15 protein-coding genes are annotated in these 16,353 nt (G+C 71.1%); 6 read left to right on the forward strand and 9 right to left on the reverse strand.

Features of this window, described 5'->3' with window-relative positions:
• Positions 1–17 precede the first annotated feature (17 nt).
• Positions 18–917 carry a 3'-5' exonuclease gene (locus tag MFF21_RS09355; RefSeq protein WP_238310871.1) on the reverse strand — a complete coding sequence of 300 codons (900 nt, stop codon included), beginning with the start codon at positions 915–917 and terminating at the stop codon, positions 18–20.
• A 590-nt stretch (positions 918–1,507) separates the two neighbouring features.
• On the opposite strand from MFF21_RS09355, the gene MFF21_RS09360 reads away from it, so the two are divergent.
• On the forward strand, positions 1,508–2,029 hold the full coding sequence (locus MFF21_RS09360) for a PAS domain-containing protein (RefSeq protein WP_238310872.1): 522 nt from the start codon (positions 1,508–1,510) through the stop codon (positions 2,027–2,029).
• A 43-nt stretch (positions 2,030–2,072) separates the two neighbouring features.
• On the opposite strand, the gene ligA is transcribed toward MFF21_RS09360, so the two are convergent.
• Entirely contained in the window at positions 2,073–4,511 is a 2,439-nt protein-coding gene (gene ligA, locus MFF21_RS09365) for an NAD-dependent DNA ligase LigA (RefSeq protein WP_238310873.1), read from the reverse strand.
• A gap of 219 nt (positions 4,512–4,730) precedes the next feature.
• Between ligA and msrQ the strand changes: the two genes are divergently transcribed.
• The 5 genes from msrQ (at position 4,731) to MFF21_RS09390 (ending at position 9,333) form a co-directional block, all read left to right on the forward strand.
• Complete coding sequence (gene msrQ / locus MFF21_RS09370) at positions 4,731–5,627, forward strand: protein-methionine-sulfoxide reductase heme-binding subunit MsrQ (protein ID WP_238310874.1); 897 nt, start codon at positions 4,731–4,733, stop codon at positions 5,625–5,627.
• A gap of 31 nt (positions 5,628–5,658) precedes the next feature.
• Complete coding sequence (locus MFF21_RS09375) at positions 5,659–5,991, forward strand: hypothetical protein (RefSeq protein WP_238310875.1); 333 nt, start codon at positions 5,659–5,661, stop codon at positions 5,989–5,991.
• Positions 5,992–6,143: 152 nt separating this feature from the next.
• Positions 6,144–7,157, forward strand: a complete 1,014-nt coding sequence (locus MFF21_RS09380; RefSeq protein WP_238310876.1) for an adenosine kinase — start codon at positions 6,144–6,146, stop codon at positions 7,155–7,157.
• A gap of 56 nt (positions 7,158–7,213) precedes the next feature.
• The gene (gene ychF, locus MFF21_RS09385) at positions 7,214–8,311 is read left to right on the forward strand and encodes a redox-regulated ATPase YchF (protein ID WP_238310877.1); all 1,098 of its coding nucleotides are present in this window, start codon (positions 7,214–7,216) and stop codon (positions 8,309–8,311) included.
• Between the two features lie 23 nt (positions 8,312–8,334).
• Positions 8,335–9,333 carry a MaoC family dehydratase gene (locus tag MFF21_RS09390; protein ID WP_238310878.1) on the forward strand — a complete coding sequence of 333 codons (999 nt, stop codon included), beginning with the start codon at positions 8,335–8,337 and terminating at the stop codon, positions 9,331–9,333.
• 16 nt (positions 9,334–9,349) lie between these two features.
• On the opposite strand, the gene MFF21_RS09395 is transcribed toward MFF21_RS09390, so the two are convergent.
• The 7 genes from MFF21_RS09395 to MFF21_RS09425 all read right to left on the reverse strand — a co-directional run bounded on the left by MFF21_RS09395 (position 9,350) and on the right by MFF21_RS09425 (position 16,347).
• Positions 9,350–9,841, reverse strand: a complete 492-nt coding sequence (locus MFF21_RS09395; protein WP_238310879.1) for a hypothetical protein — start codon at positions 9,839–9,841, stop codon at positions 9,350–9,352.
• Positions 9,842–9,936: 95 nt separating this feature from the next.
• The gene (locus tag MFF21_RS09400) at positions 9,937–11,007 is read right to left on the reverse strand and encodes an ABC transporter permease (protein ID WP_238310880.1); all 1,071 of its coding nucleotides are present in this window, start codon (positions 11,005–11,007) and stop codon (positions 9,937–9,939) included.
• Positions 11,004–11,927: an ABC transporter permease gene (locus MFF21_RS09405; protein WP_238310881.1), complete on the reverse strand. Its 924-nt coding sequence runs from the start codon at positions 11,925–11,927 to the stop codon at positions 11,004–11,006. The genes MFF21_RS09400 and MFF21_RS09405 overlap by 4 nt, the downstream gene beginning before the upstream one ends.
• Entirely contained in the window at positions 11,924–13,516 is a 1,593-nt protein-coding gene (locus tag MFF21_RS09410; RefSeq protein ID WP_238310882.1) for a peptide ABC transporter substrate-binding protein, read from the reverse strand. Before MFF21_RS09410 ends, MFF21_RS09405 begins: the two co-directional genes overlap by 4 nt.
• Positions 13,516–13,953, reverse strand: a complete 438-nt coding sequence (locus MFF21_RS09415; protein ID WP_238310883.1) for a GlcG/HbpS family heme-binding protein — start codon at positions 13,951–13,953, stop codon at positions 13,516–13,518. The genes MFF21_RS09410 and MFF21_RS09415 overlap by 1 nt, the downstream gene beginning before the upstream one ends.
• Positions 13,950–14,441, reverse strand: a complete 492-nt coding sequence (locus MFF21_RS09420) for an OsmC family protein (RefSeq protein ID WP_238310884.1) — start codon at positions 14,439–14,441, stop codon at positions 13,950–13,952. The genes MFF21_RS09415 and MFF21_RS09420 overlap by 4 nt, the downstream gene beginning before the upstream one ends.
• A gap of 85 nt (positions 14,442–14,526) precedes the next feature.
• Positions 14,527–16,347 carry a sensor histidine kinase gene (locus MFF21_RS09425; protein ID WP_238310885.1) on the reverse strand — a complete coding sequence of 607 codons (1,821 nt, stop codon included), beginning with the start codon at positions 16,345–16,347 and terminating at the stop codon, positions 14,527–14,529.
• Between the last annotated feature and the right edge of the window lie 6 nt (positions 16,348–16,353).

The following is a 16,353-nucleotide window of genomic DNA, read 5'->3' on the forward strand; positions in this document are numbered from 1 at the left end:
CGGTGCGCGCAGCGGCCCTAGGCCGCCGCCACCCGCCGCGCCCGCACGGGGCCGACCTCGGCCCCGTCGAGGCGCCGACGCAGGCGCTCGACATCGGCGAAATTGCCGGAGAGCAGATCGGTCACGTCGCCCTCGACCACGGCGTCGACATGGCGGCAGCGGCGGCGGTTGCGCCCGGCCTGGCAGGAGCAGCGCAGATAGGGGCCGAGGGCATGCTCCTCCAGCACCACCTCGTAGCGGTTGCCCGTGCTGCCGCGCATCGTGAAGCGGAGAGCATCGTCGGGCGCGGCCTTGCGCTCGCGCGTCGCCAGCAGCGCGCGGGAGGCGGTCGAGGCGGCGGCCTCCAGGTTGGGGTGGTAGCCCGGCGCCTGGGTGACGATGGGCAGCGCCAGCCTCTTGGCCAGGGTCCGCAGGTCGTCGAGGCCCGTCTCGCGCAGGGCGGCAAGGGCGATCTCGGCGCAGGCATAGGCGTCTTCCCCGGCATCGTGGTGCTCGAAGCGGATGCCGAGGCGGGCGGCGACCTTGGAGAGGCCGCATCCGGCCGGATCGGGAAACACCCGCCGGGCCACCTGCAGGGTGCAGAGCGAGGCGAAGGCCGGCACCGGCTGTCCCCAGGCGGCGAGGGAGGCGCGCAGCACGCCCATGTCGAAGGGCGCGTTATGGGCCAGCAGGAGCCGTCCGCGCAGGTCGTCGAGAAAAGGGGCGATCGCCTCCGGAAAGGCCGGGGCGTCGCGCACATCGGCCGGCAGGATGCCGTGGATGCGGATGTTGCCCGGCGCGAAGCGCAGCTCCGGCGGCCGGATCAGGCGCGTTTCCCGCCGCACCACCCGGCCGTGCTCGATCCAGGCAAGGCCAACCGCGCAGGCGCTGTCGCGCCGCTCGTTGGCGGTCTCGAAGTCGATCGCGACGGCGCTCATGGCGCGAAAATAGGGGAGGGGCCGGCTGCGCCGCAAGACGCGAGGGCCTGCCGCGGCTCGATCGGTCCGAGAGCGCCTGCCCCGCCGCGAACGATTCCATCATACATCAATGGTCACCGAGAAATGATATTCGAGCGCGGCACGATTCGCCGGCAAATCACGCTATTGTTGCGACGCAAAGAGCGGTTGAGCAGCCGCAAAACAGTGATGTAAATTAAGAAACAATCCAGTCTTCGGGCGAAGACAGCAGATGGCTTCAGGCTGATCTGGCATCAATTCGATTTGATGGCCATTTCCGCTTGATCACTGTCGCGCAACGTGCATTCTAGCTCCGTCCGCAACAAGGCCGTGCGGGAGAGCCCAGTTCGGCATCTGCCGTTCATGGCGTCGAGGCAGCGACCGCCCCCGGGAGCCGCTTCGGCACAATCTCGCAACGGTTGGACGATCTGGAGTTCGGGCGTCGCACACGCCCACCGGTAAGTCGGTCGGCCCTTCGGGGCAGGGCGGTTCGCTGGAAACCCACGACAGAGGGGGGCACTCGGAATGCTTTGACGGGCATTGACCGATGCCCGCCGTCGTGGGGAGCAGCGATGGACCTCGAAGGCCTCGATTACGATTTCGACGCACCGGATTCGGATTGGAACTACGAGCCCTCTCGGGCCGAATTGTTCCGGCAGATTCCTGCCGCCCTCTACACCACCGACGCCGAGGGCTGGCTGACCTTCTACAACGATGCCGCTGCCGCCCTGTGGGGCTACCGGCCCGTCCTGGGCAAGGCCCGCTGGTGTGGCGCCTGGAAGCTCTACGACACCGAGGGCGCTCCCCTGCCGCATGACCGCTGCCCGATGGCCCTCGCCCTTCGGGAGGAGCGGCCGGTGCGCGGCGTTCAGGCGATCCTGGAGCGGCCGGACGGAAGCCGGGCCGTCTTCATGCCCTATCCGACCCCCTTGCGCGACCGCGACGGCACGCTGATCGCCGGCTCCAACATCCTCCTGGAAATCTCCCGGCCGGCCGCCCTGATCGAGCGGGGAAAGGCCGGCTGGCACCGGGGAACGGTGCGTGACACCGGGGCGATCGTGCAGGCGGCCCGGCTCGCCCGCCTGGCCTGCTGAACCACGGCACCGCGGGGCCGGATCCCACCTCCGGCCCCGCGCCTCAGGCGCCCTCGATCATCGCCAGCCAGGCCTCCTCGCTGACCACGCGGACGCCGTGCTTCTCGGCGTCCTTCAGCTTGGACCCGGCGCCGGGCCCCGCCACCACGAGATCGGTCTTGGCCGAGACCGAGCCCGAGACTTTGGCGCCGAGGCGCTCCGCCGTCGCCTTGGCCTCGTTGCGGGTCATGCGCTCCAGGCTGCCCGTGAAGACCACGGTCTTGCCGGCGAAGGCGGTCGCCGTGCCGGCGCTCTCCATCGGCTGCGTCGCAACCTCGGCGAGCAGGGCGCGTACGGCCGCGTCGTTGTGCGGCTCGGAGAAGAAGGCGATCAGCGAATCGGTCGCCACCGGCCCGATCTCGCCGTCATCGGCGAGCCAGTGATAGGCCTCCCCGGGCTGCTGGCCGGCCGCCCGAAGGAGGGCCGCCTCCGCCGTCTCCCGGTCGCCGTAATGGGCGAGCACGGCCTCCGCCTGCGACGGGGTGAGGCGGCCGAACAGGCGCGCGCCCGGAGACAGGCCCCCGAGCACCTCGCCGGCATTCGGCTCGGCGGCGAGCAGCTTGTCGCGGGTGCCGGGGCCGATCCGCGGGATCGCCGAGAGCGCCAGCCAGTCCTCCCCGGCCCGCGCCCGTCCTGCCGCCGCGACCGCCTCCATCATCGCGGTCATGTCAGGAAAGCGCTTGGCCAGGGCCTTCGCGGTCGATTCGCCGATCTGAGGAATGCCGAGGGCGAACAGGAAGCGGTTGAGGGGGATCGTGCGGCGCGCATCCAGGGAGGCGAGCAGGTTCTTGATCGCCTTGTCCTCCTCCTCGCCCTTCTTCTTGGTGGGCTTCTTCGGCGGCGGCTCTCCCTCCGCGCGGCGCTGCGCGGACAGAGCCTCGCGCCGTGCGACGATCGCCGCCTTCAGGGGCTCGAAGGTGAGGCGGAACAGATCGGCCGGCTGCTTCACGAGGCCGGCCTCGAACAGCACCTCGATATAGGTCTGGCCGAAGCCCTCCAGGTCGAACCCGTTGCGCGAGACGAAGTGCTTCAGGCGCTCCACCCCCTGGGCCGGGCAGATCAGGCCGCCGGTGCAGCGGCGCACCGCGTCGAGCTTCTTGGTGCGGGGATTGAACTCCCGGACCGCCTTGCTGCCGCAGGCCGGGCAGGTCTCGGGGAAGACGAAGGGCACGGCCTCGGGCGGCCGCCTGTCGAGCAGCACGTCCATCACCTTCGGGATGACGTCGCCCGCGCGCACCACGATCACCGTGTCGCCGACGCGGATGTCACGCCCCTCGCGGATCGGCTCGCCGTCGCCGCCCACCCCCTGCACGTAGCCCTCGTTGTGCAGCGTCGCGTTCGACACGACGACGCCCCCCACGGTCACGGGCCGGAGCCGCGCGAGCGGATTGAGCGAGCCGGTGCGGCCGACCTGGATGTCGATCGCCTCCAGCACCGTCGTGGCTTCCTGGGCGGGGAATTTGTGGGCGAGCGCCCAGCGCGGAGCCCGGCTGACGAAGCCGAGCCGCTTCTGAAAGGCGAGGTCGTCGACCTTGTAGACGACGCCGTCGATGTCGTAGCCGAGGCTGGCCCGCTGCGCCTCGATCTGGCGGTAATGGGCGAGCATCGCCTCGGCATCCGCGCAGAGCACGGTCAGCGGGTTCACCGGCAGGCCGAAGGCCCGGAACCGCTCCAACACGCCGGATTGCGTCTCGGCCACCGGTTCCGAGACCTCCCCCCAGGCATAGGCGAAGAAGCGCAGCGGCCGCGAGGCCGTGATCGCCGGATCCTTCTGGCGCAGCGAGCCGGCCGCAGCGTTGCGTGGATTGGCGAAGGTCGGCAGCCCGTCAGCTTCCTGGCGCTCGTTGATGCGCGCGAAATCGGCATGCGAGAGATAGACCTCGCCGCGCACCTCCAGCACTTCCGGCCAGCCCTCGCCGGAGAGCGTTTCCGGGATATCCTCCACGGTGCGCGCATTGGCGGTGACGTTCTCGCCGACCTCGCCGTCACCTCGGGTCGCCGCGGTGACGAGGCGGCCGCCCTCGTAGCGCAGCGAGAGGGACAGGCCATCGATCTTCGGCTCCGCGGTGAAGGCGGCAGGGGCGTCCGCGGGCAGGTTGAGGAAGCGCCGCACCCGGGCGACGAATTCCTCCACCTCCTCGTCGGCGAAGGCATTGCCGAGGGAGAGCATCGGCACGGCGTGCCGTACCTTCTCGAACCGTCCCGAGGGCTTGGCGCCGACCCCGGCGCTCGCCTCGGTCGTGCCGGTCAGTTCGGGGAAGCCGGCCTCGATCGCCTCGAGCGCCCGGCGCAGGGCGTCGTATTCCGCGTCCGTCAGCTCGGGCGCGTCCTCGTTGTAATAGAGGTGGTTGGCGCGTTCGATCCGTTCGGAGAGCGCGGCATGGCGGGCGCGGGCCTCCTCTTCGGTCAGGCTTGCGACGGCGCTGTCGTTCTGTGCGGGCATGGGCGCGATGTAGAGCAGATTTGCGGGCGCTGCGTTAACGACGCCCCCCGGCAGCCGCGCAGGCTCCAAACTTTTCGGGAGGGGCCCGTAACCCGGAAAGCCGGCGGACGAAGACCCGTTCGGGGCCTTCGCCCTGCGACGCAGCCGCCGCCCGACACTGCCTCATCCTCGCCGAAGGCCGCGCCTACATCCTTCTCCGACACCACCAGCGGATTCCGCATGCCTGCGCAACACGTCCTCGCCCTTCCCTGGCTCGACCGCGCCGGGCGGCTCTCGCCCCTGAAGCTCGTCACCTTCCTCCTGCTGCTCGCCCCGGGCCTCTACCTCGCCGGGGCCTTCTACGCGGACGCGCTCGGGGCGAAGCCGCTCACCGCGCTGATCTACGAGACCGGCAAATGGGCGGTGCGCCTGCTGCTGATCACGCTCGCGGTCTCGCCGCTGCGCCGGATCGGCGATTGGCCGCGCCTGATCCTGGTGCGGCGCATGCTCGGGCTCTCGGTTCTCGCCTATGCCCTGATCCACCTCACGCTCTACGCCGCCGATCAGAACTTCGCCCTCGGCACGGTTGCGGCGGAGATCGCCCTGCGCGTCTACCTGACGATCGGCTTTCTCGCCTTCGTCGGGTTGATCGTGCTGGGCGTGACCTCGACCGACGGCATGATCCGGCGCTTGGGCCGGCGCTGGAACAGTCTGCACCGGCTCGTCTACGCCATCGCCGTCCTCGGGCTCGTGCATCACTTCCTGCAGGCCAAGCTCGACGTGACCGATCCCGTCTTCGCCACCGGCGTCTTCGCCCTGCTGATGGGCTACCGGCTGCTCCAGCGCCTGGGCTGGACGACGGGTGGCCCTGTCCTGTTCGGGCTCGCGGCGGCGGCGGGCCTCCTCACCGCGGGCCTCGAGGCGGCTTGGTACGCCCTCAAGAGCGGCGTGCCGGCAAGCCTCGTCCTCGAAGCCAACGGGGACTTCTCCTACAAGGTCAGCCCAGCCTGGTGGGTGTTCGGCTTCGGCCTCGCGGCGAGCCTGCTCGCGGCCTGGCGCGGACGGAAGGTGCCGGCGCACCGAAATCGGGCGCGGCCCGCACCGAACCTGAATCCCGCCACAAGTCCCGGCTCTTGAGACCGGACGGAACGAGCGGGAAGGGACGGGGATGCGGGGACGGACGAGAGGCGCGGCGGCGGTCGCAGCGATCCTGGCGCTGATGGCGGCGGAGAGCGGCGCCCGCGCCGCCTGCACGCCGCCGGCCCCGCCCCCGGTCGAGGGCAGACCCCCCAAACCCGCTCTTCCGCAGAAACCCGCCTGCCTCTCCGCGAAGGACGGATGCCCCGGCTGGGAGGCCTACAGCTACAACGACGCGATCAAGGCCTACAACGTCCAGATCGAGGCCTTCCGCCCCCTTGCGCAGGCCTATGTCGAGAAGCTCAATGCCTATGTGAAGGCGAGCGCCGACTACGCCCGCTGCGAGATCGGAACGCTACAATAGCGCGGCGGCGCGCGCCTGCGCATCGACGAATTCCCTGTCCGGGCGGAAGACCGCTTCGCGCACCGCGAAAATCCCACCGGGCCGCTTCGCTTGACGCTTCCGGGAGGCGATGCCACAGGGCCGGGGTCTTCCACCCCGAACAGGATGGCCCGATGCCCGATTCCCTCGACCTCCTCGTGCTCGGCAACGCCATCGTCGACCTGATCGCGCGCACCGACGAAGACTTCCTCGCGAAGCAGGGCGTGCACAAGGGCGCGATGCAGCTGATCGACGAGGCACGGGCCGAGGCTCTGTTCGAAGTCATGGGTCCCGCGACCATCGTGTCGGGCGGCTCGGGGGCCAACACCGCGGTCGGCGCGGCGCTTCTCGGAGCCAAGACCGGCTTTATCGGGAAGGTCCGCGACGACGAGCTCGGCGGCCTCTTCGCCCACGACCTCAAGGCCACCGGTGTCCGCTTCGCGGTCGCGCACGCCGCCGACGGGCCGGCCACCGCCCGCTGCTTCATCCTGGTGACGCCGGATGGCGAGCGCACCATGAACACCTATCTCGGGGCCTGCCAGAAGCTCTCGCCGGAGGACGTGGACGAGGCCACCGTGCGCAGCGCCCGGGTGACCTACCTCGAAGGCTACCTGTGGGATCCGCCGGCGGCCAAGGACGCCTTCCGCAAGGCGGTGCAGATCGCCCACGGTGCCGGCAACGCCGTGGCCCTCACCCTCTCCGACGCCTTCTGCGTCGACCGTTACCGGGACGAGTTCCTCGGCCTGATCCGGGACGGCAGCATCGACATCCTGTTCGCCAATATGAGCGAATTGAAGAGCCTGTACCGCACCGAGGATGCCGAGGCCGCCGTCGCGGCGCTGCGCGAGGAGCGCGACGCCAACGGCCGGCACCTGCTCGGCCTCGTCACCCGTTCGGAGGAGGGCGCCCTCGTCGTCAAGGGCGGCGAGGTCCGCGCGGTCGAGGCTTCTCCCGTCCACGAGCTCGTCGATACGACGGGGGCGGGCGATCTGTTCGCGGCGGGCTTCCTGGCCGGCCATGCCCGGGGGCTCGACTACGTGACCAGCGCCCGGCTCGGCACCCTGGCCGCGGCTGAGGTGATCCAGCATATCGGCGCGCGCCCGCAGCACGACCTCGTGGCGCTCGCCAAGGAACGCAACCTGCTCTGACCCGCCCGCCCGGACGACCCGGGCGGCGACAGCTCTCACGGATTTCGGATACCACCATGGGCTTCAAGTGCGGCATCGTCGGCCTGCCGAATGTCGGCAAGTCGACGCTCTTCAACGCGCTGACGCAGACGGCCGCGGCGCAGGCCGCCAATTACCCGTTCTGCACGATCGAGCCGAACGTGGGCGAGGTCGCGGTGCCCGACCCGCGCCTCGACGAGCTCGCGCGGATCGCCGGCTCGAAGGAGATCATCCCAACGCGGCTCACCTTCGTCGACATTGCCGGCCTCGTGCGCGGCGCCTCGAAAGGGGAGGGGCTCGGCAACCAGTTCCTCGCCAATATCCGCGAGGTCGACGCCATCGCCCATGTGGTGCGCTGCTTCACGGACAGCGATGTCACCCATGTCGAGGGCAAGGTCGACCCGATCGCCGATATCGAGACGATCGAGACCGAGCTGATGCTCGCCGATCTGGAGAGCCTCGAGAAGCGGGTCGTGGCCCTGGAGAAGAAGGCCAAGGGCTCCGACAAGGAGGCCAAGGAATTCCTCGACCTCGTCAACCGCGCCCTGCCCCTGCTGCGCGACGGCAAGCCGGCGCGCCTCGTGGAGCGCAAGGCCGAGGAAGAGTTCCTGTTCCGCCAGCTCGGCCTGATGACGGCCAAGCCCGTGCTCTATGTCTGCAACGTGGACGAGGGCGACGCCGACAAGGGCAACGCCCAGTCGGAGGCGGTCTTCGCCCGGGCCAAGGCCGAGGGCGCGGTGGCGGTGGTGGTCTCGGCCAAGATCGAGAGCGAGATCGCGGTGATGCCCAAGGCCGACCAGGGCGAGTTCCTGGAGGCGGTGGGCTTGACCGAGCCGGGCCTCAACCGGGTGATCCGGGCGGGCTACGACCTGCTCGGCCTCGTCACCTACTTCACCGTGGGGCCGAAGGAGGCCCGGGCCTGGACCATCGTCAAGGGCACCCGCGCCCCCGGCGCGGCCGGCGTGATCCATTCGGATTTCGAGAAGGGCTTCATCCGCGCCGAGACCATCGCCTTCAAGGACTACACGACGCTGAACGGCGAGGCCGGGGCCCGCGACGCCGGCAAACTGCGGCTCGAGGGCAAGGATTACGTCGTGCAGGACGGCGACGTGCTGCATTTCCGCTTCGCCAACTGACGGCAAGCACAAGGGAAACCGGAATGGGCGCCGAGACGATCACCTTCGAGGATTTCATCCGCGGGCAGGTGATCGAGGGAGCGCCCCTCACGGTCTCCCGCGAGGCGATGATCGCCTTCGCGCAGGCGTTCGACCCGCAGCCCTTCCATCTCGACGAGGCGGCGGCCCGGAAGACCTTCGTCGGCACCCTGATCGCCTCCGGCTGGCAGACCGCGAGCCTCGGCATGCGCCTCCTGCAGCGGGACGCTTTCCGCGGTGCCACCTCCATGGGCTCGCCGGGCGTCTCGGAGCTGCGCTGGCTCAAGCCCGTGCTGCCGGACGATTCCCTGCGGGCGCGGATCGTCGTCGAGGACACGCGCACCTCCGGCTCGCGACCGGATCGCGGCTTCGTCCGCTTCGCGATGACCCTGCTCAACGGCCGGGACGAGGCCGTGATGAGTCAGACCTTCACGGTGATCTTCCCCCGGCGGGGCGCCGCGCCGCTGCCGCCCCTGGCTCCCCTTCTCGAAACCGGCACCGCGCCCCCGGCCGAGCCGGAGGACGCGGTGCCGGTGCCCTTCCTCGGGGAAGCGGAACTCGGCGTGGCCCGCGACCTCGGCGCCCATCGCTTCGAGCCGGACACGATCGTCGCCTTCGCCCGCGCCTACGATCCGCAGGCCTTCCACCTCGATCCGGAAGCCGCCGCGCAGACGCATTTCGGCGGCCTCTGCGCCTCGGGCTGGCACACGGCCGCCGTCTGGATGAAGCGGCTTCTCACGACCTGGCGGCGGGACATGGCGCTCACCGCGCAGACCGGACCGGTGCCCCAGCTCGGCCCCTCGCCGGGCTTCAAGGACCTGCGCTGGCTCAAGCCCGTCTATGCGGGCGACACGATCCGCTATTCCAGCCGGCTCGTGGACAAGCGCGCCTCGGCCTCCCGCCCCGGCTGGGGCCTCGCCACCCACCACAACACCGCGTGCAACCAGCACGGCGAGCCGGTCTTCGCCTTCACCGGCTCGGTGTTCTGGCAATGGGCGCCCTGACGGGGCGGGGACGGGCTCAGACCTTCAGGCGCTTGTTGCACTCCGAGAAGTAACCACCGCCCTTCTGGATCCAGTTCATGCCGCCATTGGCGGTGCCGCTGGAGGCCTTGTTGGCCTTGTACTGGTCCAGGCAGGTCTGCTGCCGGGCCTTGCCAGGAGAGTCCTTGGCGTATTTCGGGTCCACCGCCTTGGGAAATAGGGCGGCCCCGCTGGCGGCGGGTGGCGTCGCGGCCGCGGTAGGGGCCGCAGGTTTGGCGGCCGGAGCGGGCGCCGCCGTCGCGGTCGGCGCGGGCGTCGTCGGCGCCGGGGCGGTGGTGGCCGGCGCGGCCGCGGCCGTGTCGCCGCATTGCGCCTTGCGGAAGTCGTTCCAGCTCTGGCCGTTCAGGGTGCCGGCCTGCTTGGCCGCCTGATACTTGGTGGAACACTCCTTCGTGCTAAGCGCGAAGGCGGCGCCGGGCAGGCTCGCGCAGAGCGAGGCGAGCGAGGCGGCGAGGATGAGACGTTTCATGAGTCGAGTCCCACGGCGCGGCGGAAGAGCCGCGACACGAAGGCTATGTCCCTGAAGCTGAACGCGGAAAAACAATTCGGGATAGGTCCGGGATCTCACGGGGAGTTGATGCCGGCCGGCATCGGGCCTGCGCGCCGATGTCGGCCGGGCAAAGCCGCCTCCAGGGCCTCGCCCAGGGCGTTGAGGGCGAGCAGCGTCACGACGAGGAAACCGGCCGGGGCGGCGAGCATCCAGGGCGCGGCCTCGATGGACCGGGCGCCCTCGGCGATCAGCACGCCCCAGGAGGTCGCCGGCTCCTGCACCCCCAGCCCGAGGAAGGACAGGAAGCTCTCGAGCAGGATCACCCGCGGCACGGTGAGGGCCGCGGCCGCCAGAATGGGGCCCAGCGCGTTCGGCACCACGTGGCGGGCCAGGATGGCCGGCGCCGACAGGCCGAGCGCCCGGGCCGCCCGCACGTAGTCGCGATTCTTGAGGGAGAGGGTCTGGCCGCGCACGATGCGCGCCATGTCGAGCCATTCCACCGCCGCCACCGCCGCGAGCACGAGCCAGAGCCCGGCCCGGAAGAACACGAGCAGCAGGATCACGAAGAACACGAAGGGCAGGGAATAGAGGGCGTCGACGACGCGCATCATCGCCGCGTCCACCCCGCCGCCAGCCATGCCGGAGACCGCGCCGTAGGCGACGCCGATCAGCAGGGAGGCCGCGGCGGCCACGAGGCCGATCAGGAGGGAGATCCGCCCGGCCACGAGGCAGCGGGTCAGGAGATCGCGCCCCACCGTGTCGGTGCCGAGGGGGAAGGAGAGCCGCGCGATCCCGGCCTCGACCACGCGGGGCGTGCCGTCCGCGCGGCGCTCCACCACTTCCGGCGGCCCGAACAGGGCGGAGCGGGACAGATAGACGAGGCTGCGCGCATCCACGGACTTGTCCGCGGCGATGGTCAGGCGGACCCGGCCACCGGCCACGGACACATCGTCCAGGGGCAGGCGCATGCGGAAGGCGAGGCGGTCGATGGCCGGGTGGATCTCCTCCCGTGTCGGATGCGACGCGAGGCCGGGGCCGATGCGCACGAGGTCCGGGTAGATCCGCTCCGGCGCGTGCCCGGTGAGGAAGGGGCCGAGCAGGCAGGCAAGCGCGATCGCGATCAGGACGGCGGGGGCGGTTCTCACGGCACGCGCCTCTGGCGGGGATCGAGCCAGGCGGCGAGGAGATCGGTGGCGATGTTGAGGAGGATGACGAGGCCCGCCACCAGCACCACCGTACCCATCACCAGGGTGTAGTCGCGGTTCAGGGCCCCGTCGACGAAGTAGCGGCCGATTCCCGGCAGGCCGAAGATGGTCTCGACCACCACGGAGCCGGTGAGCAGGGCCGCCGCCAATGGCCCCAGCAGGGCCAGGACCGGCAGCAGGGCCGCCCGCAGGGCATGGCGCAGCACCTGCAGGGGCGGCAGGCCCATGGCACGCTGGGTGCGCACATGCGGCTCGGCCAGGGCCTCGACGAGGGCGCCGCGGGTCAGCCGGGCGAAGACCGCCGCCTGGGGCAGGGCGAGCGTCAGCACCGGCAGGACGAGGTTTGCCGGCGCCCCGCCCTCCCAGCCGCCGACGGGAAGCCAGCGCAGGGTGAGGCCGAACAGGATCTGGAGGAGCGGCGCCACGACGAAGCTCGGGGCCGCCAACCCGAGCGCCACCAGGAGGCCGACGCCCCGGTCGGCGAACCGGCCGCGCTGCAGGGCCGCGAGGCTGCCGAGGGCGATCCCCAGAGACAGAGACAGCGCCAGGGCCAGGGCGCCGAGCGTCATCGAGACGGGCAGGCCGCGGGCGAAGAGATCGGCCACGGTCAGGTCGCGGAAGGAGAAGGAGGGGCCGAAATCCCCCTGCGCCAGGGCGGCGAGGTAGCAGAAGAACTGCTCGGGCAGGGGTGCGTCGAGGCCGTAGACGCGCCGCAGATTCTCCATCGCTGCCTGGGGCAGGGGCCGCTCCAGGTCGAAGGGGCCGCCGGGGGCGAGGCGGATCATGAAGAAGGCGGCCGCGACGACGATCAGGAAGGTCGGAACGCCTTGCGCGAGGCGGCGCAGCAGGAAGCCGGTCACGGAGTCAGCGACAGGTAGCGGGTGGGCGCGGCGTTGCGCAGGTTCTGATGGAAGCCGTGCAGGCGGGCCGGGATCAGCGCCTTCGAGCGGTAATGCAGGAGCGGGATCCAGGGCAGCTCGGCAAGGGCGATCCGCTCCGCGGCGAAAAGCAGGTCCGCGCGCCGGCCCACGTCGCGCTCGGCCGCCCCCTCCGCCAGCAGCCGGTCGTAATCGGCATTCGACCAGCGGCCGGGATTGAGCCCGTCATTGCCGGTGCGCAGCAGGAACAGGAAGTTCTGCGGATCGGAATAGTCGGCGTACCAGGAGATCCGGGCGAGATCGAAATCGCCGCCGTCGCGCAGATAGGCGAAATGGGTCTTCGCGTCGGTAGCGGTGAAGCGCGTCCGGATCCCCAGGCCCCGCCAGAAATCGGCCAGCGCCACCGCGGTGTTGCGGTTGTTGTCCGTGACGTTGAACCGGTACTCGAGGTCGAGGGGGTTTCTCTCCCCGAAGCCGGCTTCCGCGAGGAGGCGGCGCGCCTCCTCCTCCCGGTCGATGGGTAGCGTCTCCCGCCCGGGCAGCTCCGGGGGCGTGCGGTAATGGTCGAGGCCGGGCGGGCAGAGGGAGTAGGCCGGGGCCATGGTCTCGCCCCAGACCGCCTCCGCCAGGAACTCGCGGTCGATGACGAGGGCGAGGGCCCGGCGCACCCTGGGGTCGTCGAAGGGCTTCTTGCGCGTGTTGACGGCGATGGAGAGCACGCCGAGGGCCGGCCCGAGCTTCACCGCGTCGCCGAAGCGGCGCTTGAGCGAGGCCATCTGGTCGCCGGGCAGATCGGACAGGGAATCGATCTCGCCGGCGGCGTAGCGGCGCACCGCTGCCCCGAGATCCGGCGTCGGGATGAAGGCGACCTCGCGGATCGCCAGCGCCCCCGCATCCCGGTGATGGGGATTCGCCACCAGGGTGATCCGGTCGTTGGGCACCATGTCCCGCAGCGCGTAGGGACCGTTCGAGACGAGGTTGCCCGGCCGGGTGAAGGCGTCGCCGTAGCGGGCGAGGGAGGGGCGATGCACCGGCAGAGTGGTCTGGTGGGTGAGGAGCTCGAGCAGGTAGGGCACCGGCTCGCCGAGCCGCACCACGACGGTGGCGGGATCGGGGGCGGCGACGCCGAGGGCTTCGACAGGCTTCTCGCCGCGATTCACCGCGGGGGCTTCGAGGAGGGGATAGAGCACCTCGGCGTATTTCGCCCCCGTGGCGGGGGAGAGGATACGGCGCAGGGCGAAGACGAAATCCTCGGCGACCACGGGATCGCCGTTCGACCAGCGCCCGTCCGCGCGCAGGCGGAAGGTGTAGGTGAGCCGGTCCTCGGACACCGCCCAGCGTTCGGCGGCGCCGGGCACGATCCGGCCGAGATTGTCGTAGGTCAGCAGGCCCTCGTAGAGGTCGCGCAGGAGATGCGCCTCCGCCACCGTCGAGGACTTGTGCGGGTCGAGCGTCTCGGGATCCGCGTCGTTGCCGCGCCGGTAGAGGGTGGTCGAGGCGGCGCCGGCGGCACGGGGCAGGGCAGGCCAGCAGGCCGCCCCGGCGAGCAGGCGGCGCCGGTCGAGCGCCATCAGGCGCCGGTATCGCCGGAGAAGCCCGCCGCGGCGATGCCGGCCAGCGCGCAGATCTCGTCGTTGTCGGAGGTGTCGCCGGACACGCCCACCGCCCCGAGGAGCCGGCCCTGCCCGTCGCGGATCAGCACGCCGCCGGGCACGGGCACGATGCCGTCCGGCCCGACGATCTCGCCGAGCGCGGTGAGGAAATAGGCCTGCTCCTCGGCCCGCTTGTGCAGAGCTCGGGAGCCGAGGCCGAGGGCGAGGGCGCCATTGGCCTTGCCCCGGGCGATTTCGGTGCGGCGCAGGGAGGTGCCGTCCTCCGCGGCCAGGCATTTGAGGGCGCCGCGGGCATCGTAGACCACGACTGCGAGCGGCTTGAGGTCGCGCGCGCGGGCCGTGCGCAGGGCCTCCGCGACCAGGGTCTGCGCGGCGGCGAGGGTCAGCTCGGTCATCGGTTGTCGTCCTCGGGCGGAAGAGCTTCGGAGGCGGGCGCCACCATCACCTCGGTCTTCACCGAATTGGCGATGAAGCAGACCGCATGCGCCTCGTGATGCAGGTGGTCGAGGGTCTTCGCGTCCGGTGGGGCGCCTGTCCAGGCGATCGCGGGATGGAGCACCACCCGCGTCACCGCCTGCCGGCCCGGCGCGATCTCCGCCATCGTGCCCACGGCATGGTCGCGATAGGCCGTGACCATGTAGCCGGCGAGGCGCGCGACATGGAGGAAGCTCAGCATGTGGCAGCTCGACAGGGCCGCCACCAGCATCTCCTCCGGATCGACCGCCTTCGGATCCGCCCATTTTCCGACCACGTGCGGGGAGGCGGAGCCGGGCACGCTCACGCCGCCATCGAAGCCGAGGCTGTGGCCGCGGCCGTAGCGGCCAGCCAAGAAATCCTCGCCCTCGGCGAGCGCCCAGGCGATGTCGGCTGTGTAGGTCGCCATCTTCCCCGTTCCGGTTCCAGGCGAAGGTACCGGCCCGCCGCAGCGGCAGCAATCGCAAGCGGCGGGTCGTCGCGCCGCGGCTGCGCTACGACGTCACCACCGGCTGAGGCGCCGGGACCTCGGCGGCGGGCAGCCAGATCTCAACGAGGGTGCCGTGGCCGGGGCGGCTGGTGAGGCCGAGCAGGCCGCCGGATTGCCGGGCGAAGCGGTCGACCATGGCGAGGCCGAGGCCCGAGCCCATTCCCGGCGGCTTCGTGGTGAAGAAGGGCTCGGTCGCCCGCGCCACCGCCTCCGCATCCATGCCGCGCCCGGTATCCTCCACGCCGACGACGACGTAGCGGCCGGGCCGGATCGCGGCGAGGGCGCCCGGCTTCACGGTCTCGGCCCGGGCGGCGATGTGGACCCGTCCCCCGTTCGGCATGGCGTCGCGGGCATTGACCACGAGATTGAGGAGCGCCGTCTCCAGGGCATTGGCGTCGGCGAGGGCCGGGGGCAGAGAGCGCGGGCAGTCGAGGGTGATGCGCACGCCGCTGCCCGCGGCCTGGCCCAGCAGCTCCAGCACGCCGAAGACGAGGCGCGAGACCATGACCGGACCCGCCTCCATCGCCTGGGGATGGGCGAAGCCGAGCAGGCGCCGGGTCAGGGCGACGCCCCGCTCCGCCCCCTGCGTCGCGGCCAGAACGTAGCCGTCGAGCCGGCCCGGCTCCTTCGCCCTTCCGTCGTCGAGCCAGCGCCGGGCATTCTCGAGATTCACCAGGACGACGTTGAGCACGGTGTTGAAGTCGTGGGCGATGCCGCCGGTGAGCTGCCCAAGGGCCTCCATCTTCTGGGCCTGGCGCAGGGCGGCCTCGGCCTTGGCCCGCTCCTCGGCCTCCGCCAGGAGCAGCCGCTGCGCCTCGGCCTCGGCCCGGGTCTTGGCCAGCGCCAGGCGGGCCAGGGCGAAGAGCGCCAGGCTGGTCAGGGCCGCGATGACGGCGTTCACCGCCACGCCGCGGCGCCAATGCGCGAGCAGGCCCTCCACCGCCAGACCGACCTCGACATAGGCCGGGTAGCCCTCGACCCGCCGCAGCCCGGCGATGCGCCGGATCCCGTCGGCGTCCGACACCGTGTCGGCCGTGCCGTCGATGAGGGGCAGGGGACGCTCGAAGGAGGCGGCCAGCCCGTTCACGGCCGGCGCCGCCGCGTAGCTCGGCTCGGGCGCGGCCGGCGCGGGCGGGATCTGGGCGAGCACCCGTCCGTCGGCGCGGATCAGGGCCACGCGGTCGCTCTTCGAGAGCGCCGCGGTGCGGTAGAAGTCCTGGTAGACGCTCTGCGACAGCACCACCCCGAGGCCGCCCTGCAGACGGCCGGACGCATCGTGCAGGCCCCGCGCCGCGACCAGAATGACCGCACCGGTGATACGGCTGCGGAACGGCCGACTGACCACGAGCCCCTGCTTGCCCGACAGCAGCGTCTCGCCGCCCGCGCTCTGCGCCTCGACCATCCGGATGTAATCGCGGTCGCCGACATAGGTGCGGGCGGTGGGCATGAAGCGGCTGTGGGCCGCCGTGTTCCAGGACGGATCGTAATAGACCAGCGCATCCGTGCTGCGGACCTCGCCGTCGAGCTGACTCAGCAGCCGGTGAAGCGGCGCTTCTTCCAGGGGCCTGGGCGCGTCCCTGAGATAGTCTTCGACACGGTTGAAGGTGAGGTTGTAGGTATCGAAGGTCGTCGTCGCATGCTGCGCCAGCAGGTCGGCGAGTCGGCCGGCCCGGTCTGCCGCGCTCTGCAGAAGAAGCGTGCGGGATTGCAGCGTGACGACGGCCAGCACCAGGGCCGGCCCGAGAAACGCGAGGATCGCCAGCAGTTGCAGGTGTCCGACGGCGTCGAGCCAGCGCCGAATACGCTCACTGGCGCGTTCGAACATCAAGTG

Origin of the sequence: Methylobacterium organophilum, assembly GCF_022179465.1 — a bacterium.
GTDB lineage: Bacteria > Pseudomonadota > Alphaproteobacteria > Rhizobiales > Beijerinckiaceae > Methylobacterium > Methylobacterium organophilum.

What these genes read in the sequence shown, in the direction of transcription:
- MFF21_RS09395 (WP_238310879.1), bottom strand. Translation starts at nt 9,841, where the DNA reads ATGAAACGTCTCATCCTCGCCGCCTCGCTCGCCTCGCTCTGCGCGAGC.
- MFF21_RS09390 (WP_238310878.1), top strand. Translation starts at nt 8,335, where the DNA reads ATGGGCGCCGAGACGATCACCTTCGAGGATTTCATCCGCGGGCAGGTG.
- MFF21_RS09360 (WP_238310872.1), top strand. Translation starts at nt 1,508, where the DNA reads ATGGACCTCGAAGGCCTCGATTACGATTTCGACGCACCGGATTCGGAT.
- MFF21_RS09425 (WP_238310885.1), bottom strand. Translation starts at nt 16,347, where the DNA reads ATGTTCGAACGCGCCAGTGAGCGTATTCGGCGCTGGCTCGACGCCGTC.
- MFF21_RS09420 (WP_238310884.1), bottom strand. Translation starts at nt 14,441, where the DNA reads ATGGCGACCTACACAGCCGACATCGCCTGGGCGCTCGCCGAGGGCGAG.
- MFF21_RS09380 (WP_238310876.1), top strand. Translation starts at nt 6,144, where the DNA reads ATGCCCGATTCCCTCGACCTCCTCGTGCTCGGCAACGCCATCGTCGAC.
- MFF21_RS09415 (WP_238310883.1), bottom strand. Translation starts at nt 13,953, where the DNA reads ATGACCGAGCTGACCCTCGCCGCCGCGCAGACCCTGGTCGCGGAGGCC.
- ligA (WP_238310873.1), bottom strand. Translation starts at nt 4,511, where the DNA reads ATGCCCGCACAGAACGACAGCGCCGTCGCAAGCCTGACCGAAGAGGAG.
- ychF (WP_238310877.1), top strand. Translation starts at nt 7,214, where the DNA reads ATGGGCTTCAAGTGCGGCATCGTCGGCCTGCCGAATGTCGGCAAGTCG.
- msrQ (WP_238310874.1), top strand. Translation starts at nt 4,731, where the DNA reads ATGCCTGCGCAACACGTCCTCGCCCTTCCCTGGCTCGACCGCGCCGGG.
- MFF21_RS09410 (WP_238310882.1), bottom strand. Translation starts at nt 13,516, where the DNA reads ATGGCGCTCGACCGGCGCCGCCTGCTCGCCGGGGCGGCCTGCTGGCCT.
- MFF21_RS09375 (WP_238310875.1), top strand. Translation starts at nt 5,659, where the DNA reads ATGCGGGGACGGACGAGAGGCGCGGCGGCGGTCGCAGCGATCCTGGCG.
- MFF21_RS09355 (WP_238310871.1), bottom strand. Translation starts at nt 917, where the DNA reads ATGAGCGCCGTCGCGATCGACTTCGAGACCGCCAACGAGCGGCGCGAC.